Here is a 22339-nt window from a genome sequence, read left to right as displayed (position 1 = left end):
ATCTCGATCCGCATTTCTCTGATAAGGTTGGGAAGCTCCCGGTCTGTTCGCAGGCCGGGAGCTTTTCTTTTGCCGTGATCCGGCGTGCTCGCTAGCCTCTGCCCCCTCATGGCAGACCAAAACCACCTCAACTGGAACTCGCGCAACGTCACCCGTGGCTGGCAGCGCGGCATCACGGCCTTCTTCTGGGGCCTCGGCTTTAAAGAAGAGGACTTTAACAAGGCGCAGGTTGGCATCGGCACGCCGTTGCTCGATGGAAATATCTGCAACGTTCACGCGCACGAGCTGGCGAAGCTGCTCGCGCAAGGCTGCGCGGAGGCGGGCATGGTGGGGTTTCCGTTTGGTGTCTCGCCGGCGAGCGACAACATCACGCAGGGCAACATCGGCGGCGCGGCCTCGCTTTGCTCGCGCAACCTCATGGCCAACGGCGCGGAGATGATCTGCACGGCGCACAGCTACGATGCGATCATCGGCCTGCATCATTGCGACAAGAACGGCCCGGCCTTCGCGATGGCGCTGGCTCGCACGAACTTCCCCGGACTCATCGTCAATGGCGGCAGCATCATGCCGGGCTGCCACAAAGGGCAATCGACGAGCATCCTCGATGTCTATGACGCCGCCGCGAAGGAAGCGCAGGGCACGATGAGCTGGGACGAGAGCGAGCAGATCATCCGCACGGCCTGTCCCGGCCCCGGCGGCTGCGGCATCGCGGCTTCCTTCAATACTTGGGGCATCACGCTCGAAGCGCTGGGCCTCAGTTTGCCCGATACTTCGTCCATGCCCGCCATCGAGGCCGGAAAGCGCGAGGAATGCCTCCGCGTCGGCCAGGCAGTGCGCAACCTCCTCGAAAAGAACATCCGTCCGCGCGACATCATCACGAAGCAGTCGCTCACCAACGCCATGACGGCCATCGCCGCCATCGGCGGCAGCACGAACGGCGTCATCCACCTCCTCGCCGTCGCTCGCGAGGCCGGTGTGGACTTCACGCTGCGCGATGTGCAGGCCATCTGCCGCAAAGTGCCCGTGCTGTGCAGCTTTGCGCCACGCGGACGCGGCACGATGGTCGATCTGCATCGCCTCGGCGGCACCACGATGCTTTTGAAGCACATCTTTGACGCTGGACTGCTCGACGGCTCCTGCATGACCGTCACCGGCCGCACCTTGGCCGAAAATCTCGCCAACGCGAAAGCGGTGCCGTTTCCGAACGACCTCATCGCGCCGCACGACAAGCCGTTCAAAGACTACGCCGACATCCAGGTGTGCTTTGGCAACCTCGCGCCGCACGGCATGGTCTTCAAAGTGTCGTCGCTCAAAGAACCGCGCTTCAGCGGCCGTGCGATCTGCTTTGAGAACAGCAAAGGCGTCTTCGAAGCCGCTGCGCAGGGCCGCATCAAGCCCGGCCACATCGTCATCATCCGCGGCAGCGGCCCCGTGGCGCTCGGCATGCCGGAGATGCACGTCGCCAGCGCCGCGCTCGCCGTGCCGGAGCTCTATGGCAAGGTCGCGCTGATCACCGATGGCCGCGTGTCCGGTGTCTCCGCCGGTGCGGTCGGCGTGCATTGCACCCCCGAGGCCGTTTTGGGCGGCCCCATCGCCAAAGTGCAGGACGACGACGAAATCGAGTTCGACCTCCTCAAAGGCACCATCGCCGTCAAAGCCGATCTCGAAGCCCGCAAGGCCGAACCCGTCGAAGTTTCGCATCCCTTCGGCTACCTTGCCGATTTCGCCGCGACCGTCTCGCAGGCCCATGAAGGCTGCGTGCCGAAGTGGACGCTCAGCCGCAGTTCCCGCTGAAGTCACAGCCTTGTGCTGTCTCATCGAAACTGACGGCGGCTTCGCTCTTGCATCTGGGGGTGAATTCGGCTTTGGCTTGGCTCGTTCCGCCATGCCCAAGTACATCGTCACCATCGGCCTCGAAGTTCACGCTCAGCTCACCACGCGCAGCAAGATGTTTTGCTCCTGCCCGGTGGAGTATGGCGCGGAGCCGAACACGCACACCTGCCCGACCTGCCTCGGCCTGCCGGGAGCACTGCCGGTTTTGAATGGAGCCGCCATCGAGAAGACGATCCTCACCGGCATGATGCTGGGCTGTGAAACACCGCCGGTGGTGAAGTGGGACCGCAAAAACTACTTCTACCCAGACATGCCGAAGAACTACCAGATCACGCAGTTCGACCTGCCATTGTGCCTCGGCGGCGGCGTCCCGCTGTATGACTTGGCGTATCCCAAGGACGCGCAGAAGAGCATCGCGAATCCCGGCAAGGTAGTGAAGCTCACGCGCATCCATTTGGAGGAGGATGTGGGCAAATCGACGCATCACGACAAGTTCACCACGCTCGACTTCAACCGTGCCGGCACGCCGCTGATGGAAATCGTCAGCGAACCGGACATCGACAGCGCGGAGGAGGCCTTCGCGTATTTGACCAGCCTGCGGCAGATCTTGATCTACGGCGGCGTGAGCGATGCCGACATGGAAAAGGGCAACCTGCGTTGCGACGTGAACATCTCCGTGCGCCCGGAAGGCCAGAAGGAACTGGGCGTGAAAATCGAGCTGAAGAACATCAACTCGATGTCCGCCGTGCGCCGGGCCATCAAGGCTGAAACCGAGCGCCAGATCGACGTTCTCGAAGGCCGCAATCCCGAGAAGCTCGTGCAGAGCACGCGCCGCTGGGACGACGACCTCGGCGAGACGACGCTGATGCGTTCCAAGGAAGACGCGCATGACTACCGCTACTTTCCCGATCCCGATTTGCTGCCTGTGCGCACGGCTGGTCTTGTGGCGAAGGTGAAGCAGCTTGTCCCCGAGCTGCCGCACGAGAAACGTGCCCGTTTCGAGAAGGACTACGGTTGCAGTGCCTACGATGCCGGTGTGCTGGCGAGCGAAAAGGAGCTTGCCACGTGGTATGAGGCCGCCGTGGCCGCCGACACGAAGGTTCCGGCCAAAAAGATCGCCAACTGGGTCATCAACGACCTCCTGGGTGTGCTGAATGACCGCTCTCTCACCATCACCGAGTGCCCGGTGAAGCCGGAAGCGCTCAGCGAGCTCGTTTCGATCGTTGAAGCCGGAAAAATCTCCAACAACCAAGCCAAGGAAGTCTTTGCCGAGATGTTCGAGTCCGGCAAACCCGCCGCCGAGATCATCAAGGCCAAAGGATTCGAGCAGGTCAGCGACACGGGCACCCTGGAGGCCATCGTGGACCAAATCCTGGCCGCCAACCCGGACAAAGTTGCCGAGGTCAAAGGCGGCAACGACAAGGCCATGAACTGGTTCACCGGTCAGGCAATGAAGGCCAGCCAGGGCAAAGCGAATCCGAAGATGGTCACCGAGATCGTGCGGAAGAAGGTTTTGGGCTGAGTTTAAACCAACAAGGCCATGCCGAAGCGCGAACTGAGCCATCCTCATCAGGTCATCGACTGGCTTCATGAATGGGCCGGGCGCCTGGCCGAACCGGCTGAGATGATTTTGATCGGTTCGGCGGCCCTCCTCTGGCATGTGGCACGGGTTGGTCGTGATGATCCGCTGCCTGAAAACAGCATGGATGCCGATCCGGTGACCGAAAGCGATGCCATCGCGGAACTTGCCTATGATGCGCTCATCGGCAGTGAGTTTGAGCAAACCCATGGCTGGCATGTGAATCTCATGCCACGCATGGTTCTGGATCATTTGCCTGCAGGATGGCGTGACCGTGCCTTTGCCCAAACCTACCGTGACAAGCTGAAACTCATTGTGCCAGCTGTGGCGGACTTGCTTGCACCCAAGCGCATGCGCAATGAGGCCCGTGATCGCGAGCATGAGGCTTTCGCGGCCAAGCTGGGGCTGATTTAACGGCTTTGCGATGCCGCGAGCGTATGGCATGCTTAATCCGTGAATGTTTCCAAACACCAGCGCTGGCCACTTCTGCCGCACGATCAGGCGCGGCTGGAGTATGGCCGTCTGCTGTGGAAGCGACCGGCCGCCAAGGCACGGCTGCTTCAGCATTGGAACGACGAGAGACACCCTTACGCCCGGCGTTTTTCGCAAGTCTATCGTCCTTGGGTGGAAAAGGTGCTGGAGACCAGTTCAGAGGCGGATGATGCGCTCGACAAAGAATTGAGCCAGCATGGATTGAGCCTGCGGGTGGTCGTGCGGGAGATTCCTCCGGTCTTTGGTAGTTTTTATTGAGCCTGCCAGCTAGCTGGCAACGACCAATCAAGCCAAATGTCCTGCCAGACGCGGAATTCCATGGCTCGTGGCGTTGATTCGTCACTCCTCATTGAGGTTTCATCATTTTTCTGTCCTCTGCTCCGCTCGAACCAAGACGTACAAACCCCTTGCGCCCTCCGCGAGGTCAGTTATTCTCCGCGCCCTTTTTCAGACCACCTCCAGCCCATTCGTCATCATGTCCCAGCATCGCAGCCTCAAGTCCGCCGGTTCCGTCGGCACCAAGCGCAGTGTCCTGAAGCGCGGTGAGCGCATCAAGCTTCTCAAGTCCCGTGGTCAGTGGAAGGAAGGCCGTCTGCCGACGAACTTGCCGAAGACCAAGCCGGAATAAGGCTTTCCCGTGCGTTTAAACCGATACCTGAGCCAATGTGGTGTGGCCTCGCGACGCGGGGCCGAGCAGATCATCCTCGAAGGACGGGTCTCGATCAACGGGCACATCATCACCGAGCTGGCCACCCAGGTGCAGCCAGAAGACAAGGTGGTCGTCGATGGCTCCCCGGTGCGGACCGAGTTACCGCTGGTGATCGCCCTGAACAAGCCGAAGGGCTACCTCTGCTCCCGTGGTGACACGCATGAGCGGATGACGATTTACGATCTGCTCCCGCTGAAGTTCCAGAGCCTGCATCACGTCGGCAGGCTGGACAAGGAAAGCGAGGGCTTGATCCTCCTGACGAACCGCGGTGAACTTTCCCACCGCCTGATCCACCCCAGCCAGGGAGCGGAGAAAGAATACGAGGTGACGGTGGACCAGCCGCTGACCATCGAGGTCATGGCGAAGCTCGTCAAAGGCATGCAGACCGAGGAAGGTTACGCCCGGGCCGAGCGTGCGTGGATGGACGGTGCCTATCACGCCCATGTGGTATTGAAACAGGGCCTGAAGCGCCAGATCCGCCTGATGTTCTATGCGCTGGGCTATGAGGTGGTGCGCCTCGTACGCATCCGCATTGGCTGGCTGCAACTCAAAGGCCTGCCCAAGGGCGGCTGGAAGGAGCTGACACCGACGGAAGTTGAGCGTTTCTTCAAAGAGGAGCCCAGCAAGCCCAAACTGGGCCGCAAAACCGCTTCTGAGGCCGAAGGTGCCCAGGAACGACGTCCCCCACGCCCCGCCCGTGAATCCGGGGCTGGTGAAAAGCGTTTCAAGCCTTCCCGTGGCAAGCGCAGCGGGCCATCAGCCCGGTTTTCCGACGAACTCTCGGATGAGAAGCCTTCCCGCTTCAAACCGAAACGCGATTCATTCAGCTCACGATCACGCTCCGGCGGCGCAGGGCGGCCAGAACGTCCCGGTGGTCGTTCCGGCCCGCAATCCCAGCGTCCAGCGCCACGAGGACCTCGTCGCGGTCCAAGGCCACGCTGAACGACCTGACGTCGCGCTCAAGCCACCACGCCGAGCTGAAATGGAGCCCGGCGGAAGGCCACCGGCCCGCTGAGATGGGAGGCTAGCTCACCGTCCAGTTCCACGGGAGCGTCACCCGCGTCGGAAGTCACCGTGAACTGCTCTGCCTGCACGTAGTCCAGGTATTCACAGGCCTGGTAGCCATCGAGCAGCATGCCGCGCAGCAATTGCAGGAACTCCATGCCGCCGAGGCCGCGGAAGATGATCAGGTCCAGCTTTCCATCTGTGTTTGAGGCATCGCGGAACAGGGGAAACGGTCCGCCATAGTGCTTGCCGTTGCCTAACAGCACCACGGTGCCCAGCAGCGGGGCGCGCCCGTCGATCTGCACGCTGAGCGTCGGCGGCGGCCGCAGCAGCACGTTGACCGCACTCATCACGTAGCTCAGCGGGCCGAATTTCTTCTTCGCCTCCCACGAGGTCTCCTGCACGATCTGGGCGTCCAGACCCACACCGCCGAGCTGAACGAAGTAGTGGTCGTTCGCCATCCACAGATCGACTTCGGAGCGAGTGCCGGTGGTGATGCGGCGCCAGCACTCAGAGATGTCCTTGCCCGGCAGCTTCAACTCCACGGAGAAGACGTTCATGGTCCCCAGGGGCAGAACACCGAGCGCCGTGTGTTTTTCGCCGGGTTTACGGCGGGCATTTGCCCGGCAGAGGCCCTGCAGCACCTCGTTCATCGTTCCATCGCCACCTGCCGAAACGACCAGTTCGTGCCCGGCATCAGCGAGGTTCTCGGCGATCACCGTCGCGTCACCAGGGCCCTTGGTGAGGTGCAGTTCCGGCGCGGGGGAAAGCGCACGCAGCGCTTCCTCCAGCGCGGCGGCCTTCGTGCTTCGTGCGGCGGGATTCAGGATGACCGGAATGGGCATGAAAGGCGCACTCATGGCACGTCGTGAACGCTTGGCAAAGACTCAGGGCCGCACGCTTGTGAAACTTTTCACAAAATGCGGTTGCCGCAGTCCATGCGGCTCCGATAATCGCCTTCCAAGCCCCCTTTTTGCTCATGCCTGCTCCTGCCGAAGCCCCCGCCATGCCCGCCGCACCTCCGCCCGTCGATCTGGTGAACGTGCAGATCGATGGCGTCTGGCACAAGTTCCCCAAAGGCACGCGCATGATCGAGGCGTGCAAGCAGGCCAAGGCCGAAGTCCCGCACTACTGCTACCACCCGAAACTGTCATCCCCCGGCAACTGCCGCATGTGCCTCGTCGAAATGGGCATGCCGCCGCGCCCGGCTCCCGGTCAGGAGCCGGAGAAAGACGAGCACGGCATGCCGAAGATTGGCTGGATGCCGCGCCCCGTCATCGCGTGTGCGAACACGGTCGCTGAAGGCATGGGCATCCGCACCGAGAGCGTCCTCACGCAGGAATGCCGCAAGGGCGTGATGGAGTTCCTCCTCATCAATCACCCGCTCGACTGCCCGATCTGCGACCAGGCAGGCGAGTGCCGCCTGCAGGAGTTCAGCGTCGAGCACGGCAAGGGCGAGAGCCGCTTCCGTGAGGACAAGGTCAAGAAGCCCAAGAACGTCGATATCGGCCCGCGTGTGCGCCTCGATGACGAGCGCTGCATCATGTGCAGCCGCTGCATCCGCTTCACCGCGGAGATCGCCGACGAGCCGGTGCTCGGCTTCACTGATCGCGGCAGCCACACCACCCTCGCCGTGCATCCGGGCAAGCGCCTGGAGCACAACTACTCACTCAACACGGTCGATATCTGCCCCGTCGGCGCCCTGACCAGCAACGACTTCCGCTTCCAGCAGCGCGTCTGGTTCCTCACCGAGACGCCGAGCATCTGCACCGGCTGCGGCCGGGGCTGCAACATGGAGATCGGTGCCCGTGGCGACATCGTTTACCGCCAGACGCCTCGCGACAACAACGACGTGAACTCGTCCTGGATGTGCGACAGCGGCCGTCTCGACTTCCACTTCGTGAACAGCGAGTTCCGCCTCACCGATCCCATGGTGAAAACCGGCGGCAAACACGGGGTTGCGAGCTGGAAGACCGCGCTCAGCACCATCGCCAGCGCCTTGGCCGGCAAGAAGGGCGAGGAGATCGCCATCATCGCCAGTGCCCGCATGACGAACGAGGAATTGTTCTTCGTGAAGCATCTGGCGGCCTTGCTTGGCACGACGAATGTGGATGTCGTGCCGCGCACGGGTGGTGCCGACAATTACCTGCGTGCCGACGACCTCAATCCGAACACCAACGGCGCAAGACTCGTCCTCGGCATCGAACCCGGCTCCAAGCTGGCTGACATCCAGGAAAAGATGTCCCGCGGCCTGCTGCGCGGCGTTCTGGCCCTTGGCGAGAATCTGCTCAAAGTCGGCTTCTCACAGCGCGATCTCGAAAAAGTGCCGTTCATCGCCTCCCTGCACATTCTGGCCAATGCCAGCGCTGAACTCAGCGACGTCGTCCTCCCGGGCACCGCTTACGCTGAAAAACGCGGCAGCATGATCAACACCACGGGCCGCCTCCAGCGCCTCAACAAGGCGATCAAGACGCCTGGCAATGCCCGCGACACCTGGGAAATCCTGCGCGACCTCATCGTCGCCCTCGGCGGCTCGAATGGCATCCACACCATTGAGGACGTCTTCAAACGTCTCGCCGCCGAAGTCCCTGCGCTCGCCGGCATGACTTTCGCGAAGATCGGTGATCAAGGCGTGCAAGTGCTCGAAACCGCCGAGAAAATCCCGCTACTCGAACGCGAAAAAGAACGCAAGGCGAAGGGGATCATCGTTGGTTGAATCGTGACATCATGCGGGCCAGCTCTTGGTTTACAATGTATCCTTCGCAAAAGGACACATGACTTCAAAAGTGTCCCTCCGAGAAGGGCAGCGCATTCTGTCAAAGAACCTTCAGCATGCCCCTGACTTACAAACCCGAATTCCTCACTCCCGCCAGCGCTGGGATGCGCCTGCGGCGGTCACAAACAGACGCCGCAGGCGCAAGAGTTTGATCATCAGGTTCCAGCGCCATTTGACTTGGCGGTGCGTGGCCCACGCGGTCCGCCCTTCTTGTGCTCGCTCTTCTTCTTGAGGCCGGTGGCCGCGTATTGGTCGGAGTTCTTGCCGAACTTGGCGGCCACTTGGTCACGCGCACCCAGCACCCACTCGTGCTGCTGCCATTGCAGGGCCACCATCTTGTCACGGGCGTCGTTGAGGGCGTTTTGCTTGAGCAGGTAGTCCGCTTGCGCCGTAGCGAGCGCGGGGCGGATGCCGGTTTCGGTGCCATCCGCCGCTTTTTGATAGGCCACGGTTTTCTCGAACTCGGGTTTCATGCTGGTGTAATCCGCCATCGCGAGGATCGCGATGGCAGCGTTGTTGTCGTCGTCCTGCATGGCAGGACTCATCGGTTTGGTGTTGGGTTCCATGGTTTGCATCTGGTTGCGAACCGATTCCGGCACGGGTCCATCCCACAACAAGCCCTCCATATCCCACCGTAATCGTGGGTCATCCCATCGGGCTGCTTCTCCCTCTGAATCCGGCACAGGCATAACGGTTCTGAGTTGCGAACGAGTTCGACATCAGCATCCGTCGAAGGATTCAAACAAAGCTCAAATCTTTGTTTGTCACGGTAAAATCACCCTTTAATGGCCTTAAATTCGAGTTCAACTACTAGAAAAGAAGGATTTTGCGCCGGAAATCAATGTCCCCCCCCCAACAAACCTTCATTTGCGTCACCAAACCCTTCATTCTCAACCAACAAACTGTGGTTGTGGGTTTGGAATCCAGCTTCGATGTGCGGTGAATGAAGATCAAACCAGCACGGTCGTTGAATGGGGAGATCGAGATTCCAGATACTCCTGATCAAACGGCCAAATCTGGCTTTGATGCGTCTTGTCGATGACGGTATAGATGCCTTTGGCGGCGGCAACGTAGTAGAGCCAGTGGCTCAGCATTTGCTCATCCTGCCCATAGCGTGCCCAGTGGGACATGCCCAGTTTGGGCAGCGGCTTCTCAAAAAAAGGAGCGGTCACTTCCGTTGGCAGCAGGCCGTGCATGCCGTGCCAGAGCCAGGCTTTTGCCATCTTCGTGAAGTTGAGCGGGTTATTCAACTTGATCACCAACGGCCCTGGAATGGACCGGTAAACACACAAACCATCGGCATCCCTGTCCCTGGGGCGAAAACGTCGAATCAGCATGGCATCTGATTTCAACATGGCCTGGATATGCTTATAGGTGCCAGCATCCGGCCAGATTGAATCCGCCCCTCGTGCCATAACGACTCCACATTCATTTAAAGGCAGGTAGCGCCAGAGCATCCCTGGCATCGTGAACTCGGAGTTGTGGCACATGATACGCAATTCAATCCGTGGATGCCGAAGATAACTTTCGAGGAATATCAGGTCGGGTGCCAAGTGAATGCGCACCGACCACGGATCGGGGATTCGCTCCACCCCACTCAGGAGCGGCTCCATGTATTCTTGCCACCAGGAGTTTCCATGTCGAACGCTGGTATGGGGCTTCCTAATTTCCTCCACTGTTAGTGGAAAAATGGGATAGTTTTCTGGGTCATGTGGCTTGCAGTAAAGCGAGGTGCTGACAACAAAATCGGAGGGCTGTTGGTTCAAGATGTCAACGACCTGAAACATCCTATTCAAAAGCAGCTTTTCTTCGGCAACGCTTTCTTGAAAAAAACGATGCAGATGATATTGGCCGAATGGTGGAAAAAGTTGCTTCATCATTTGATCGTGCCGACTGTCCAACACCGAAAGTCGATTGCAGTCCCGGTGTACCCGTGACATAATTTGCGTTCATTTCACAGAGAGATGCTGCCATCCGACTGATTAGAAGTTGCGCCACTATTTAAACAACACTAATAATGCATTTGCGATGAAAAGAACGATTTTCTACATCGGCTTGGCATTAACACTTTTGATATTGATGCAGGGAGGCGTATGGCTATGGAATTCCAAGGCCACGTCAATCTCGGGGCGGAAAGAAACAGCGCGGGCTACCAGCCGCGTTAGTGATTCTCCACCGAAATTGAATAAGGGCGTGCATTTGGAAGACCTCTCTACCGACGAGCTAAGAAAGCTCGCAGCAAATTTTGAAAGTAAAAAAAACCATCTAATAACCAACTTTGACACTCTGGTAGCAGAAGGCGAAACCGTTATCACACAGGGGTATGAATCGGAACCTGGCAGCTTTGTGTTTACAAAAATGACGCCTAGTATAACACGCAACGAGCGGGCTTCGGCGGTAGTAAGTGTAAAACTCGAAACAGTCAAAATGACAATGTCAGGTCAACAATTCAAGCTTGCGGATGTTAGCGTGGAAATGACAGGCAGGACCGCAGGCAAACCGTCGCACAATGTTTATTTTCCAAGCTCCGACAACACGACTCATGAGCTACAAATTTTTGCAGAGCCTGATGAATTCGTTCCGAATATGCTGAAAATGAGCGTGAAGGAAAAAAACCTCAATTAGTGAGAAAATGAATAATATTATAATTATAATACAGGTCGGGTGGCTTTTCGGAAAAATATGTTGACAGATTTCGGCTGAAGCATTCATGATGATAATACGAACATGAATACTAATCCCACTATTAATAGACGGTCGTTTCTTCGCAAAAGCTCGGCTACTACGGCCTCTATGTTATTGATGGCTGCAGGAGCTACTTGCGTTTCAATGGCGCACGCAGGCGAACCGGTAGTAGAAGACGCGCAACCGGGAGACGTATTTGCTCCGACATTTTTCGCAAGTTCCGCTAGTGATGTGACATGGAGCGTGAAAATTGAATGGTTGGACGCAAATGGTAATGTGTTGGGCACTGATGACGAGTCTGGAACTGCCAAGAAAGGTGACCCGAAAGGATGGAAACCTCAGAGCTTGGACCCTGCTCCGGCTGGCACAACCAAGCTTAGGAAAACGATTTCACATGATCCATAAAGAGATGCTACTGTAAGTTTATCGCATTCATGTGTGATTTAATTTATACGATAGCCATTGATCGAAAAGGTGAATTTCTACAACGCAATTTAGCCAAGCTTCTTGTCTCGTCGATTGTGCGTTCAGGATTTTCGGGAAAGATCCTCGTAATTCACAACTCGAACGACAAGCTTTTCTTGTTTCCTAGGGAGCAAGTCAAAGAAGAATCCATCGATTTTGATGAAGTTGGTGATTTGAGTGTCGAAGCAATATGGAGTTTAAAGCATCGTCTTGTTAACATTTTATTAGAGAACAGTTGGCAAAGACTAATTTTTTTTGATGCCGATTGTTTAGTTCTAAAATCCTTAGATCCCATTTTAAATGCCCAGTGGGAAGTGTTGATTTGTAGAGAGCCAGGTCAATCGATAGTAGAAAGCCAATTTAACTGTTTTCTTTCCGACTCGGAAATGAACACATTGAAGTGCGATGGCATAAACTCGGGTGTATTCGGTGTGCAGCGAGGAGTTGCTGAAGATTTTTTTCGCCGTTGGTCTGCGTCAGAAAAATCTGTCGAAAGGAGGCGGCGTCTTTGTGCCGATCAGGCGTCGCTGAATCGCGTTATTCTCGACACAAACTACTGCTTGTTTGATTGTGGCCCTCTAGTCTCGATGCCTTATCACCCTGGCATCAAAAGTTCCAACCTCAGACAGCGCTGTATCTCACACTTTGTTGGTGCTGTTGGACAAGAAAAACTCAGAGCAGCGTTTGGTCTCTTTATGGGAACCTACTTTTTCGATTCACGTCTAACGCTATTTAACCTTCTCGAAAGTTAAATTTGTCCGCTATGCCTGTACCTAAGATCATTCATCAGACTTGGAAAAATCGCCACCCCCACCCAGCTTTAGCTGCTTGTATCGAATCATTTCGTTTCATGAACCCTGGGTGGGAACTTCGATACTATACTGACGAGGATTGTGTCCGTTGGATAAAGGAGCGGTGCCCTCGTTTGTTGCCTACTTATTTGTCGTTCCCCACAGGTATTCACCGGGCAGACTTTCTCCGGATCTTGGTCCTCTATTTTGACGGTGGAGTATATGCCGACGTTGACATCGAATGCATCAGGCCTTTGGATGAGTTGTTACAAAAACTGGACTCATCGAAGTCAGTGTTTCTGACGCGCGATCATCCAATACACGAGAGAATTCATTTCTCCGGTCGCACAATGTGGATGAACGACTTCATGATAGCGGAGCCTGGCAATGACTTGATTGGTGAAATATTGATTTGGATGACTCAAAGCCCGGCCTCATCCAAGTCTTCCGCTAATGCTGTTTTGGAAACTGGTCCTGGTGTGATCACTTCTGTAATTGAAATGTTGGGAGGGGCACAGTGTGTGCATAGCTTGGGGGCGGTCCCATCAACATGGGTTCACTTTTTGCCCGATTTAACATGTGCTTTTGAGGAGGCTCACTATTACCGAGGTTTGATACGCTCCCGGCAATGGCTTCAACGTGAAACCTATGTTGTGCATTATTGGTTTCATACTTGGCTAGGTGATTCAAACGGAAACACACTCACAAAAAATGCAGATGTGCTATTAAGCACCATAGGGGAGCAAACAGAACGTAAGCTGCAATGGTATTTGCGGGATGCATACTCTGAAACAGATAATTTGATTGCATGTGCACTGGCTGAATTTGCTGAAGCTCATGGGACCATCATTCTTTGGGTGGATCGCGCGGCAAATGCAGTCATGGATCGTTTCTTGGAAGTGCTCAAAATGGTGGGCCTTAAACCCAAACTACTGATGCTGGCATCAGGCGATACCGAAGGCATCGGCCAACGGGTGCAAAATCTCAAAGATCAGGGCGCTACCCTCATTCGAGCGGCACAGCTCAGCCAAGCTGCCTGCAACGGCTTGGGATCAAAAGTCTTGTTGGTAGCAGATCCTGATGCCAATCTGGATGAAGAACGCGCCATTTCCCGTCATATACAGCACTATGGTGGCTTCGTATTGGGGCCTGCGGTGGAGTGGGCCAAAGCTCTTACTGAAGGCGACGGCGTCACGCTGTCGGAGGTTTACTCCACTGACCAAAGGGTGCCACGCATTGTGCATCTGCTTCCTGATCACGGTCTTTCCGTCACAGATTTGGCAGAAACACTGGCTGAATATGAATTCAGCCTCCGGCAATGGACGACAGGTGACACGCAGCGCATGCTGGAGGACATGTCCATGGGAGTCTGGGACTTGTCCCTGACTCCGAAAGAGGAACAGCAACTCCTTTGCGCACTAGCAATCCTTTATGTGCATGGCGGGGTAATGTTTCAAGGGGTGATGATGGCGTTTCCTGAACAATTGCACCGGGATTGCCGAACAAGCTTCTGCCATGGCAAAGATCATTGGCTGCTGGCCTGCCCGCCAAAGAGTGAAGTCGTGGCTGGCGCCATCCAGCACTGGCAGTTAGCAAGCCGCAAAGGCATGGCCTGCAATGTGAAGCAATTTCTCCAGGAGCGGATCAGCACATTGTTCCGTCTAGGGCATGTGCGGGATTTGCATGCCAGTCACATCAAGGAGCATCCCTTGTTGCCATGAGTGAATCCTCCAGAGAATGCAGGAACGTCCTGGTCAGCACCACGCAGCGCTGTGGATCGACTTGGATTTCGTCCATCTGCTGCAAGATCACCAGCCAGTCGCAAAAGGCCGAATATGTCGCGGGTGTGCCGCAACGACTCATGGACCTCTCGATGTTTGGCAGTGATGACGCTGAACGAGTGGCCGGATTTTCTCAGGGAGTGAAAGAGGCTGCTGCGAGAACCGGATCGAGAGTGTTCAAGACCCATGATCTTCCCTTGCGGTTGGTGCCATTGTTTCTGGAGCAGAACCCGGACTTCTGGGTATTTAACATTGTGCGGGATTTCCGTGATGTGATGATCTCCCGGCTCATGTATAGCCGCTATTATCTACCCACGGTCGGCCTGTCTGTGGAGTGCCGTTTTGTGGCGGAGCATCCGCACCTTACGGAGGTGGAAATGGTTCGGCAATTCTATGGCACCAAGGAAATGCTAGACTGGCTGGTGCAATGGAAACTTTTCAACGAGCCGGTGGCGCACGAGCACTATGTCCGTTTGGAGTACGAGGCGTTGCTGGATGCAGCTGAACTCCAAAGGACCGTGCAATTGCTCGGACAAAAGTTGGTGTCCGGTGGACTTTCCACAGAACGAGCGGCAGCAATAGCAGCAGCTTCCAATTTCCAGGAGATCGACATCAACCTCAAACAAGATCGAAAGCAGCGCGAGGTGAAAACAGCCTTTTGTCGCAAAGGGGTAGCAGGTGATTATGAGCGATTCCTCACCAAGTCACAAAGCAACACCCTCAAGCTGCTGATGCAATGATCAGCGGGCCTCCAACCAGCATCACGGATGTCTATCCTTGCTATTCCCAAAGACTGCTGCGTGTGCTGCTGGCAGATTACGAAAAGCTTATCAGCGAATATTTGAACCGGACGAACCGAGGTCATTATCGGCTCAGTGAGATGTTTGAGTTCGAACCGCTCGAATTCGTGATTCTCCCGGAGGATGTGATCATCAGCGGTTCGTTGTTCTTCAAAGGCTGCAACTACGCCAAACGCGACGCTCATCCGATTCAAGATGCCAGCGGGCAGATTCCCTTGGATGAACTTTACAAGATACCGCATCCAGCATTCGCGGGGTCGAAGCGAGAACCGTTCTCGTTCTTTGACAACTATGTGAAGCCCATCATCAAGGGGCGGTGGGAGCCGTACAAGTGCGTGATCTTTCTTGCGGCCGATTTGAGATGCCTGAAACCCATTTTAGAAAACCGGGGCATCAAGGTGGTGATGATGCGCCATTCCAGCCTCGCCCACAGTCCTGGCGCGATGTGGCGCTATCTGGCCTTCAATTTCCAATGCCGGGCTGTTTACTTCGCAGATACCGACCGTGAGTTTGAGATCAGGCGGGTGAATCATCTGCTCAAGCTATTGGAACAAGAGCCGAAAACTGCGCTGGCACGCCCGCTGCAATCCACCGGAAGCGGAGGGCAGATGGCGCTCATCCTTGGCAACAACTTCATGGCGAAGCCTGCGAGTGTGGATTTTGACGCTGCCGAAAGCATGCTCGGCTACATCGTGCTCAACATTTTGGCGGAAGATCGCCCCACCAATTTTGTGTATGAAAACCGTCATGACCGAAAGCCTGCGATTCCCCGCGTTCTTGAACAGGAATATGAGGGTCCGATGCCCAGCGAGCGAGTTCCTTTGAAGTGCTTCCCGTATTACTGTTTTGACGAGCAGTGGCTCAAGGAGGTGGTGTATTATCACTTCTCAAACGGGCGGATTGCCACCCAGGTCCAGCGCCATGATCCAAACGATCTCATCCAGAGTCTCGATCTGTCATATCAGCAGGAGAATGGCAACCACCTTGTCTGGCCTGCGGAACTGAAACAAGTGTAAAGCAATGCACACGGAGAAATTTATAGAGGCTATTGATGATGCGCAGGCACAAGAAATTGTGAAAGCTCCTGTCATCTGGCTCTATGGTCTGTCCGGTGCGGGGAAAACGACCTTGGCACAGCAGGCGGCCAGACAACTTCGGTCTGATGGCAGGCAGGTGGTGGTGCTGGATGGTGATGAGCTGCGAGCCGGACTATGCCGAGGGCTGGGTTACACCGAGGAAGGGCGTTTGGAGAACGTCCGCCGTGCTGCCGAGCTGGCACGGCTGCTTTCCTGCCAGGGTGTCCTGGTGTTGGTGGCATTGATGACACCGCAATGTCGGATGCGTGAGCTAGCAGGGCAAATTCTCGGCGATGTATTGACCACCATCCATCTGCGCTGCGACCATGCTGTCTGTGCCGCCCGCGATGTGAAGGGACTGTATCGACAAGCCGCGTCAGGGCAGGTCACTCATCTTCCTGGTTGCGACATGGTCTTTGAGGAGGCAACCAACAACGAGCTTTCCCTGGACACGGGCACGCGATCCCAAGAAGAATGTCTGAACCAGCTTTGGCGGTTGATCACAAAATGACAAAAGGCTGCCGAGTACGCCACAACACACTGTTCTTCACTTATGCCTGGCAATGCCCGTCCTGAACTCCTCTCACCCGCCGGGAATTGGGACTGTGCCCGCGCGGCGGTCGCGAACGGGGCGGATGCGATCTATTTCGGCATGCCGCGCTTCAATGCGCGCCTGCGGGCGGACAACTTCACAGAGGAAGACCTGCCGGAGCTGATGAAGTTTCTCCATGCGCATGGCGTGAAGGGCTATGTGGCTTTTAACACGCTGATCTTTACCAAGGAACTGCCGGATGCCGAAACGCAGCTTCGTCTGCTCGAAGACAGCGGGGTGGATGCGGTGATCGTGCAGGATCTCGGCCTCGCCCGCATGGTGAAAGCGCTCACACCGAATCTTCGGCTGCATGCGAGCACGCAGATGACGATCACCTCGCCGGAAGGGCTCGAATTTGCCAAACAGCTCGACATCGACCAGGCGGTGCTCGCGCGTGAGCTTTCCATCCGCGAGCTGGAGCGCTTCAAAGACGCGCATGTGCCGCTGGAGGTGTTCGTGCATGGGGCGTTGTGCGTGGCTTACTCGGGGCAGTGCCTCACGAGCGAATCGCTGGGCCGCCGCAGTGCGAACCGCGGTGAATGCGCGCAGGCCTGCCGCATGCCGTATGAAATGATCGTGGATGGCGATCTGCGCGACCTCGGCGACAAACGTTATCTCCTTTCGCCGCAGGATCTCGCCGCCGTGGATGAAATCCCGCGCTTGATCGAACTCGGCATCCGCAGCTTCAAGATCGAAGGCCGTCTCAAGACGCCGGAATACGTCGCCGGTGTCACGCAGGTCTATCGTGCGGCGATTGATCGTGCGCTGGCCGGAAAACCGGCTCCGGCGACGGAGGACGACCGTTATGCGCTCGAAATGACCTTCTCGCGTGGTCTTTCCACCGGTTGGATGCACGGCGTGAATCATCAGGAGCTCGTGGGTGCCTACTACGGCAAGAAACGCGGGCCGTATGTCGGCTCTGTGACTCGAATCATCGACGCGGACACGCTGGAGCTCGATTCGCTGCAACTGGCGATGAAGCCGGGCGATGGCGTGGTGTTTGAGAACCTGAACAACACGAACGACGAGCAGGGCGGCAGCATCTACGAGATGCGCGGCAGCCGTTTGAGCTTCCGCCACGGCCATCTGCGCATGGAAGGCATCCCCATCGGCACGCGAGTCTTCAAAACGAGCGATCCCACGCTCAATCGTGCGCTGCGGCAGTCGTTTGAAGGCGAGATTCCGATCCGCAAGCAGTCGAAACTCAATTTGGTCGTCACTGGCACAGCAGGTGAACCTTTGCGTGTGTGTTGCGGTGATCTGGTGATCGAATCCACGATGCCGCTGCAAACAGCGATGAAGCGCCCGCTGACACCCCAGGCCTTCATTGATCAGTTCAGCCGACTCGGCGGCACGGAGTTCGAACTCGGCAGCGTGCAGTTCGATGTGGTTGGCGAGGTGATCCTGCCGGTGAGCGAGTTGAACCGGATGCGGAGGGAGTTGATTGCCTCGTGGAGTGGCGACGAATCGTCGCCAGACAAACCATTGAAGAGCATCACGACGCTCGAATCGCTTATGCCATCGCGTGGGAAGGGCGACGAATCGTCGCCGCTCCAAATGTTCGCGCTTTGCCGCACGCGGGATCAAATCGACGCCGCGCTGGAGGCCGGTGTTCCGCGACTCTATCTCGATTTCGAGGACATCCGGCTCTACGCGGACCTCCTGAAGCACATCAAGGACCGCACCGATCAATCGCAGGTCTGGCTGGCGACACCGCGCATCCAAAAGTCGGGCGAGGCAGGCTTCTTCAAGCTCATCCAACGCGCCGAGCCGCACGGCGTGTTGATTCGCAACCTCGGCGCGATCGCTTTCTTCCGCGACGAAGGCATTCCCGTCACCGGTGATTTCTCGCTGAACGTGGCGAACCCGCTCACGGCGGAGATTTTGAAGAAGACGGGGCTGGAGCGGCTCACCATCAGCTACGATCTCAACATTGAGCAGGTGGTCGATCTGCTGGCCTCGGCACCACCGTCGTGGTTTGAACTGACGTTGCACCAGCACATGCCGATGTTTCACATGGAGCACTGCGCTTTTGCCGCGTTCTTGAGCGAAGGCACCGATTTCACCAACTGCGGCCGCCCTTGTGAGAAGCATCGCGTGCATCTGCGTGACCGCGTGGGCATGGCGCATCCGCTGAAGGCCGATGTGGGCTGCCGGAACACGCTTTTCAACGCCGTGCCGCAGACGGGGGCGCAGTTTTTCTCCGAACTGCGCAGCTATGGCCTGAGTTGCTTCCGTGTGGAGCTGCTGGAGGAAGACAAAGCGGCCTCCGCCGAGGTTTTGCGCACTTATCAGGAGCTGCTGGCCGGAAATCGCGACGAACAGGACATCTGGCGCGATTTGAAGGCCCAGAGCCAGCTCGGGGTGACCCGCGGCACGATGGCGGAACTTCCTTGAATGACCGGGGTTTGGACCTGACGTTTGCGTCCTCATGCCCCGGCACGTTCCTGATGACTTCAGTTTCCTGCCTTCCGTTGATTCGACGGACGAGGAAGTCATCGAACGGCGGAGCTCCTGGAGGGAGAAGAAGTCTGTGCCTCGTGAGGAGCCGCCCGATCAGCCACCGCCTCAGGTGAAAGCGCCGACTTTGCCATTCATTGCCCCGCCTGCGCCTCTTCCGAAGCAGCACCTGCCGAACTTGGCGGGAGCGGACGCATTTCCAACACCTCGATCACCTCGAGTGCTGCGTCTTGCGACGGAACGAACGACCCGGACGATCGAAACGCCACAGGTCAGCAGCGGAAACGATCGTGATCGATTCGAATGGGCGGATTCAAAGCGGTCTCACATCCCCAAACGCCCTCCCGAAGAGCCTGATGATCCAGAGACGGCGAAACACGAACGCTGGCGCAAGCTGGCGGAGAAGGTCGGCATCCAGTCGCTCGGCTGGAGTTTGGGTGTGCATCTGTTCATCCTGATCACGGCCACGTTCATCGGCGTGAAGCAGGTGATGGACCGGCAGGTGGATTTCCTTCCTAGTGGCAGATCGGCCCAGGGGGAAGCAGCCGCGGCGGAGCTGACGCACAAGATCCAGCAGAAAAAGAACCCGTGGTTGAAATCAAAGCCGCGTCTTCAAGCGCAGACGCTGAACACAGCGGTCACGCTGCCGGAGATGCCGCAGCTCGACATGCCTGACTTCTCGAAGATCAACGACCGCATGGATCTGAGCAGCGCTCGTGGCGCCCTGGGCATGGGATTGCCACAGGGCATGGGCGCGGGAGGGGCAGGCGGCGGATTTGGTTCCGGCATCGGACGTGGTGGGAAATTCAGCTTCGTCGGCCAGACGGCTTTGGGGAAGCGTGTCGTGTTTGTCGTGGATGTGTCCGGCTCGATGTCGGCCATCAAGAATGGCGAGAGCATCTCGCGTTTTGACCTGCTGAAGAAGGAACTGACCAAGAGCCTGAACCAGATGCCGATGGGCACGCAGTATCAGATTCTCTTTTTCTCCGACTTCGCCTGGCCGCATGACCAGGTGGACAGCCGCAATGTGGAGGCGCTGATGAAGTATCGCTGGGACATCGACACGACGAACTACAAACGGGTGAAGATCCCCACGTTCCGCTACCTCCCGGCCACGCCCTTCAGCCTGCCGGAAAGCGTGAAGATCGTGCAGAACTCGGACAATCCCGGTGGCACGAACTGGGGCACTGGCCTGCTGATGGCGTTGCATGCAAACCCAAAGCCGGATGTGATCTTTTTCATGACGGACGGCCTGCGGTCCGACGAGCAGGGCTGGATCGACATCGTGACGGATGAGAACAAGCGGCGCCTGCCCATGACGGCGATCTACACCAGCGCGATGCAGGAGCCGGACGCAGCGCGTGAGCTGGACACGCTCGCAAGGCGCAACAACGGCCGCTTCACCGTGGTGCTTGGCGATGGGAAGATCGTGAGAGGTGAGGATTTCCTCAGACGGCGATAACGCCACTCACGCGGCCGCCCGGATCGCCGTTGCGACTTCATCGACTGGCAGACCGACGACATTGGTGAAGGAGCCTTCCATCCGCTCCAGCAGCATGTCCGTGCATGCTTGAATCCCGTAGCCGCCGGCCTTGTCGAGCGGGTTCACCTTCGAGTGGTAGTCCCGGATGGTCGCATCGCTGAGCGTCTTGAAGGTGACGTGGGTGATCACATGGAGTTCGCGTTCCACTTTTCCGTCGCAGGCCAGTACGACACCGGTGCAGACCTCATGCGTGCGCCCGGAGAGGCGGCGCACCATGCCCAGCGCCTCCTCCAGGTCGGCAGGCTTCGCCAGCGGCTCGCCATCGATGTAAACCAGCGTGTCAGCACCGACCACGAGTGCTCCGGGCTTCAGCAGGCTGCCAGCGACAGCTTTTCGGCGTGCATTTTCCACCGTGAGCTGCTCAGGAGTGAGCGTGGCATCGTGCGCCTCCTCAACCTGCGGCACGATGATCTCAAAGGCGAATCCAGCCCCGCTCAGCAGATCCACCCGACGGGGCGATGCGGAAGCCAGCACCAGCGTGCGTTTGGTTCCGGCGGACATCACGCGCCTGTTCCCACGATGCCGGCCACTTCGTCCGCGCGGATGACCGCGTCGCGGTTTTCCGGTGTGCGGTAGTAATAGTAGCCGGTTTTGGCCTGGTATTGAGGGACGCCGGAGCAGATCACCTCACGACCGTCCTTGAGCTTGATCTTGTGCGGGGCGTTCGAAACCAGAATATCAGGCATGGAACAGGAAGCCAGAAGGACGGGCACGAGCAAAACACTGAAACGCAGGGCTTTCATGACTGGGAACACGTGGCAAACGGCACAAATCAGACCGGGCTTTCGCGGTTTCTGTTCATCCGTCGCCAAGTGACGATTTCAAGCAACAGAATGATCACAGTTGAAGCACTCCGCGTGCCTCCTACCCTGCCCGAATGAGTCAAGATCTCCCCCCTGCCATCGGCATCATCGGCGGTTCCGGCCTGTACGACCTCGACGGCTTCGAAAACCGCGAGGAAATCACGATCCAGACGCCGTTCGGCCCGCCGTCCGATGCACTCGTGACCGGCACGCTGGCCGGACGCCGCGTCTATTTCCTGCCCAGGCATGGCAAAGGGCACCGCATCCTGCCCACGGAGCTGAATCATCGTGCGAATCTCTGGGCACTGCGCAGCCTGAACGTGCGCTGGATCATCGCCGTGACCGCTGTCGGCAGTTTGCAGGAGCAATACCACCCGCGTGACATCGTGCTGCCGGACCAGTTCTTCGACCGCACCAGCCGACGCGACCAGCACACCTTCTTCGGGCGTGGCATCGTGGCCCACGTGGCCTTTGGCGACCCGCTTTCTGACCAACTGCGCAGTCTGCTGCACGATGCCTGCGTCTCCCAGGGCCGCCGTGTCCACAATGGCGGCACTTACGTCTGCATGGACGGGCCAGCGTTCTCCACGAGGGCAGAGTCGAATGCGCACCGTCAGCTCGGCTTCGATGTCATCGGCATGACGAACCTGCCGGAGGCCAAACTGGCCCGCGAGGCGGAGATCGCCCTCGCCACCCTGGCGATGATCACGGATTACGACTGCTGGAAGGTCGAGGAGGAGGCCGTCACCGCCGAATCGGTCATCGGCCATCTTCACGCGAACGTCGCCGCCGCGAAGGCGATCCTTGCACAGGTCATTCCGCAGGTTCCCACCGAGCCCAACTGGCCCGAGCACCGCGCCCTCGACACCGCCTTGATGACGGATCGCAAACTGTGGCCGGAGCAGACGGTCGAAGACCTCCTGCCGATCCTGCGGCGGTTTGTGTGAGT

General features: G+C 57.7%; 21 protein-coding genes. 16 read left to right on the top strand and 5 right to left on the bottom strand.

From position 1 onward, the window contains the following. Nucleotides 1-108 precede the first annotated feature (108 nt). The 6 genes from IAE77_RS13875 to IAE77_RS13850 all read left to right on the top strand — a co-directional run bounded on the left by IAE77_RS13875 (nucleotide 109) and on the right by IAE77_RS13850 (nucleotide 5555). Nucleotides 109-1794, top strand: coding sequence for a dihydroxy-acid dehydratase (locus IAE77_RS13875; RefSeq protein WP_294227485.1), 1686 nt, complete (start codon nucleotides 109-111; stop codon nucleotides 1792-1794). Nucleotides 1795-1885: 91 nt separating this feature from the next. Then, nucleotides 1886-3355 (top strand): Asp-tRNA(Asn)/Glu-tRNA(Gln) amidotransferase subunit GatB, encoded by a 1470-nt coding sequence (gatB, locus tag IAE77_RS13870; protein WP_294227483.1) that lies wholly within the window; start codon nucleotides 1886-1888, stop codon nucleotides 3353-3355. Between the two features lie 18 nt (nucleotides 3356-3373). Further along, nucleotides 3374-3826, top strand: a complete 453-nt coding sequence (locus IAE77_RS13865; protein WP_294227482.1) for a hypothetical protein — start codon at nucleotides 3374-3376, stop codon at nucleotides 3824-3826. Between the two features lie 39 nt (nucleotides 3827-3865). Then, on the top strand, nucleotides 3866-4162 hold the full coding sequence (locus tag IAE77_RS13860; RefSeq protein WP_294227479.1) for a hypothetical protein: 297 nt from the start codon (nucleotides 3866-3868) through the stop codon (nucleotides 4160-4162). Nucleotides 4163-4379: 217 nt separating this feature from the next. Continuing rightward, entirely contained in the window at nucleotides 4380-4532 is a 153-nt protein-coding gene (locus IAE77_RS13855; protein ID WP_294227477.1) for a small basic protein, read from the top strand. Nucleotides 4533-4541: 9 nt separating this feature from the next. Further along, nucleotides 4542-5555: a pseudouridine synthase gene (locus tag IAE77_RS13850; RefSeq protein ID WP_294227475.1), complete on the top strand. Its 1014-nt coding sequence runs from the start codon at nucleotides 4542-4544 to the stop codon at nucleotides 5553-5555. Nucleotides 5556-5572: 17 nt separating this feature from the next. On the opposite strand, the gene IAE77_RS13845 is transcribed toward IAE77_RS13850, so the two are convergent. Continuing rightward, entirely contained in the window at nucleotides 5573-6478 is a 906-nt protein-coding gene (locus IAE77_RS13845) for a diacylglycerol kinase family protein (RefSeq protein WP_294227473.1), read from the bottom strand. Between the two features lie 146 nt (nucleotides 6479-6624). Here IAE77_RS13845 and IAE77_RS13840 point away from each other — a divergent pair, with 146 nt between their 5' ends. Then, nucleotides 6625-8334 (top strand): molybdopterin-dependent oxidoreductase, encoded by a 1710-nt coding sequence (locus tag IAE77_RS13840; protein ID WP_294227471.1) that lies wholly within the window; start codon nucleotides 6625-6627, stop codon nucleotides 8332-8334. Between the two features lie 215 nt (nucleotides 8335-8549). On the opposite strand, the gene IAE77_RS13835 is transcribed toward IAE77_RS13840, so the two are convergent. Both IAE77_RS13835 and IAE77_RS13830 read right to left on the bottom strand, forming a co-directional pair. Then, on the bottom strand, nucleotides 8550-8960 hold the full coding sequence (locus IAE77_RS13835) for a hypothetical protein (RefSeq protein ID WP_294227469.1): 411 nt from the start codon (nucleotides 8958-8960) through the stop codon (nucleotides 8550-8552). A gap of 384 nt (nucleotides 8961-9344) precedes the next feature. Continuing rightward, on the bottom strand, nucleotides 9345-10274 hold the full coding sequence (locus IAE77_RS13830) for a hypothetical protein (protein ID WP_294227467.1): 930 nt from the start codon (nucleotides 10272-10274) through the stop codon (nucleotides 9345-9347). A 148-nt stretch (nucleotides 10275-10422) separates the two neighbouring features. Here IAE77_RS13830 and IAE77_RS13825 point away from each other — a divergent pair, with 148 nt between their 5' ends. From IAE77_RS13825 to IAE77_RS13790, 8 genes are all read left to right on the top strand, one after another. Beyond that, nucleotides 10423-11019: a hypothetical protein gene (locus IAE77_RS13825; RefSeq protein ID WP_294227465.1), complete on the top strand. Its 597-nt coding sequence runs from the start codon at nucleotides 10423-10425 to the stop codon at nucleotides 11017-11019. A 494-nt stretch (nucleotides 11020-11513) separates the two neighbouring features. After that, a complete protein-coding gene (locus tag IAE77_RS13820; RefSeq protein ID WP_294227462.1) occupies nucleotides 11514-12296 on the top strand; it encodes a hypothetical protein in 783 nt (260 codons plus the stop codon). Between the two features lie 11 nt (nucleotides 12297-12307). After that, entirely contained in the window at nucleotides 12308-14056 is a 1749-nt protein-coding gene (locus IAE77_RS13815; protein ID WP_345780981.1) for a glycosyltransferase, read from the top strand. After that, nucleotides 14053-14856, top strand: coding sequence for a sulfotransferase domain-containing protein (locus IAE77_RS13810; RefSeq protein WP_294227458.1), 804 nt, complete (start codon nucleotides 14053-14055; stop codon nucleotides 14854-14856). The genes IAE77_RS13815 and IAE77_RS13810 overlap by 4 nt, the downstream gene beginning before the upstream one ends. Beyond that, nucleotides 14853-15932, top strand: coding sequence for a hypothetical protein (locus IAE77_RS13805; protein ID WP_294227456.1), 1080 nt, complete (start codon nucleotides 14853-14855; stop codon nucleotides 15930-15932). The genes IAE77_RS13810 and IAE77_RS13805 overlap by 4 nt, the downstream gene beginning before the upstream one ends. A 4-nt stretch (nucleotides 15933-15936) precedes the next feature. Beyond that, complete coding sequence (cysC, locus tag IAE77_RS13800) at nucleotides 15937-16503, top strand: adenylyl-sulfate kinase (RefSeq protein ID WP_294227455.1); 567 nt, start codon at nucleotides 15937-15939, stop codon at nucleotides 16501-16503. A 42-nt stretch (nucleotides 16504-16545) separates the two neighbouring features. After that, entirely contained in the window at nucleotides 16546-18981 is a 2436-nt protein-coding gene (locus IAE77_RS13795) for a U32 family peptidase (protein WP_294227454.1), read from the top strand. A 34-nt stretch (nucleotides 18982-19015) separates the two neighbouring features. Further along, nucleotides 19016-20506, top strand: a complete 1491-nt coding sequence (locus IAE77_RS13790) for a hypothetical protein (RefSeq protein WP_294227452.1) — start codon at nucleotides 19016-19018, stop codon at nucleotides 20504-20506. A gap of 6 nt (nucleotides 20507-20512) precedes the next feature. Here IAE77_RS13790 and IAE77_RS13785 read toward each other — a convergent pair whose 3' ends face one another. Both IAE77_RS13785 and IAE77_RS13780 read right to left on the bottom strand, forming a co-directional pair. Beyond that, on the bottom strand, nucleotides 20513-21088 hold the full coding sequence (locus tag IAE77_RS13785; RefSeq protein WP_294227450.1) for a Maf family protein: 576 nt from the start codon (nucleotides 21086-21088) through the stop codon (nucleotides 20513-20515). Beyond that, nucleotides 21088-21330, bottom strand: a complete 243-nt coding sequence (locus IAE77_RS13780) for a YgdI/YgdR family lipoprotein (RefSeq protein ID WP_294227448.1) — start codon at nucleotides 21328-21330, stop codon at nucleotides 21088-21090. The genes IAE77_RS13785 and IAE77_RS13780 overlap by 1 nt, the downstream gene beginning before the upstream one ends. Before the next feature lie 134 nt (nucleotides 21331-21464). Between IAE77_RS13780 and mtnP the strand changes: the two genes are divergently transcribed. Beyond that, entirely contained in the window at nucleotides 21465-22337 is an 873-nt protein-coding gene (gene mtnP, locus IAE77_RS13775) for an S-methyl-5'-thioadenosine phosphorylase (protein ID WP_294227446.1), read from the top strand. Nucleotides 22338-22339: the final 2 nt, after the last annotated feature.

Origin of the sequence: Prosthecobacter sp. (genome assembly GCF_014879935.1) — a bacterium.
Taxonomy (GTDB): Bacteria; Verrucomicrobiota; Verrucomicrobiia; order Verrucomicrobiales; family Verrucomicrobiaceae; genus Prosthecobacter.
The sequence above is the reverse complement of the archived record's forward strand: the minus strand, read 5'-3'. Positions and strand labels throughout refer to the sequence as shown.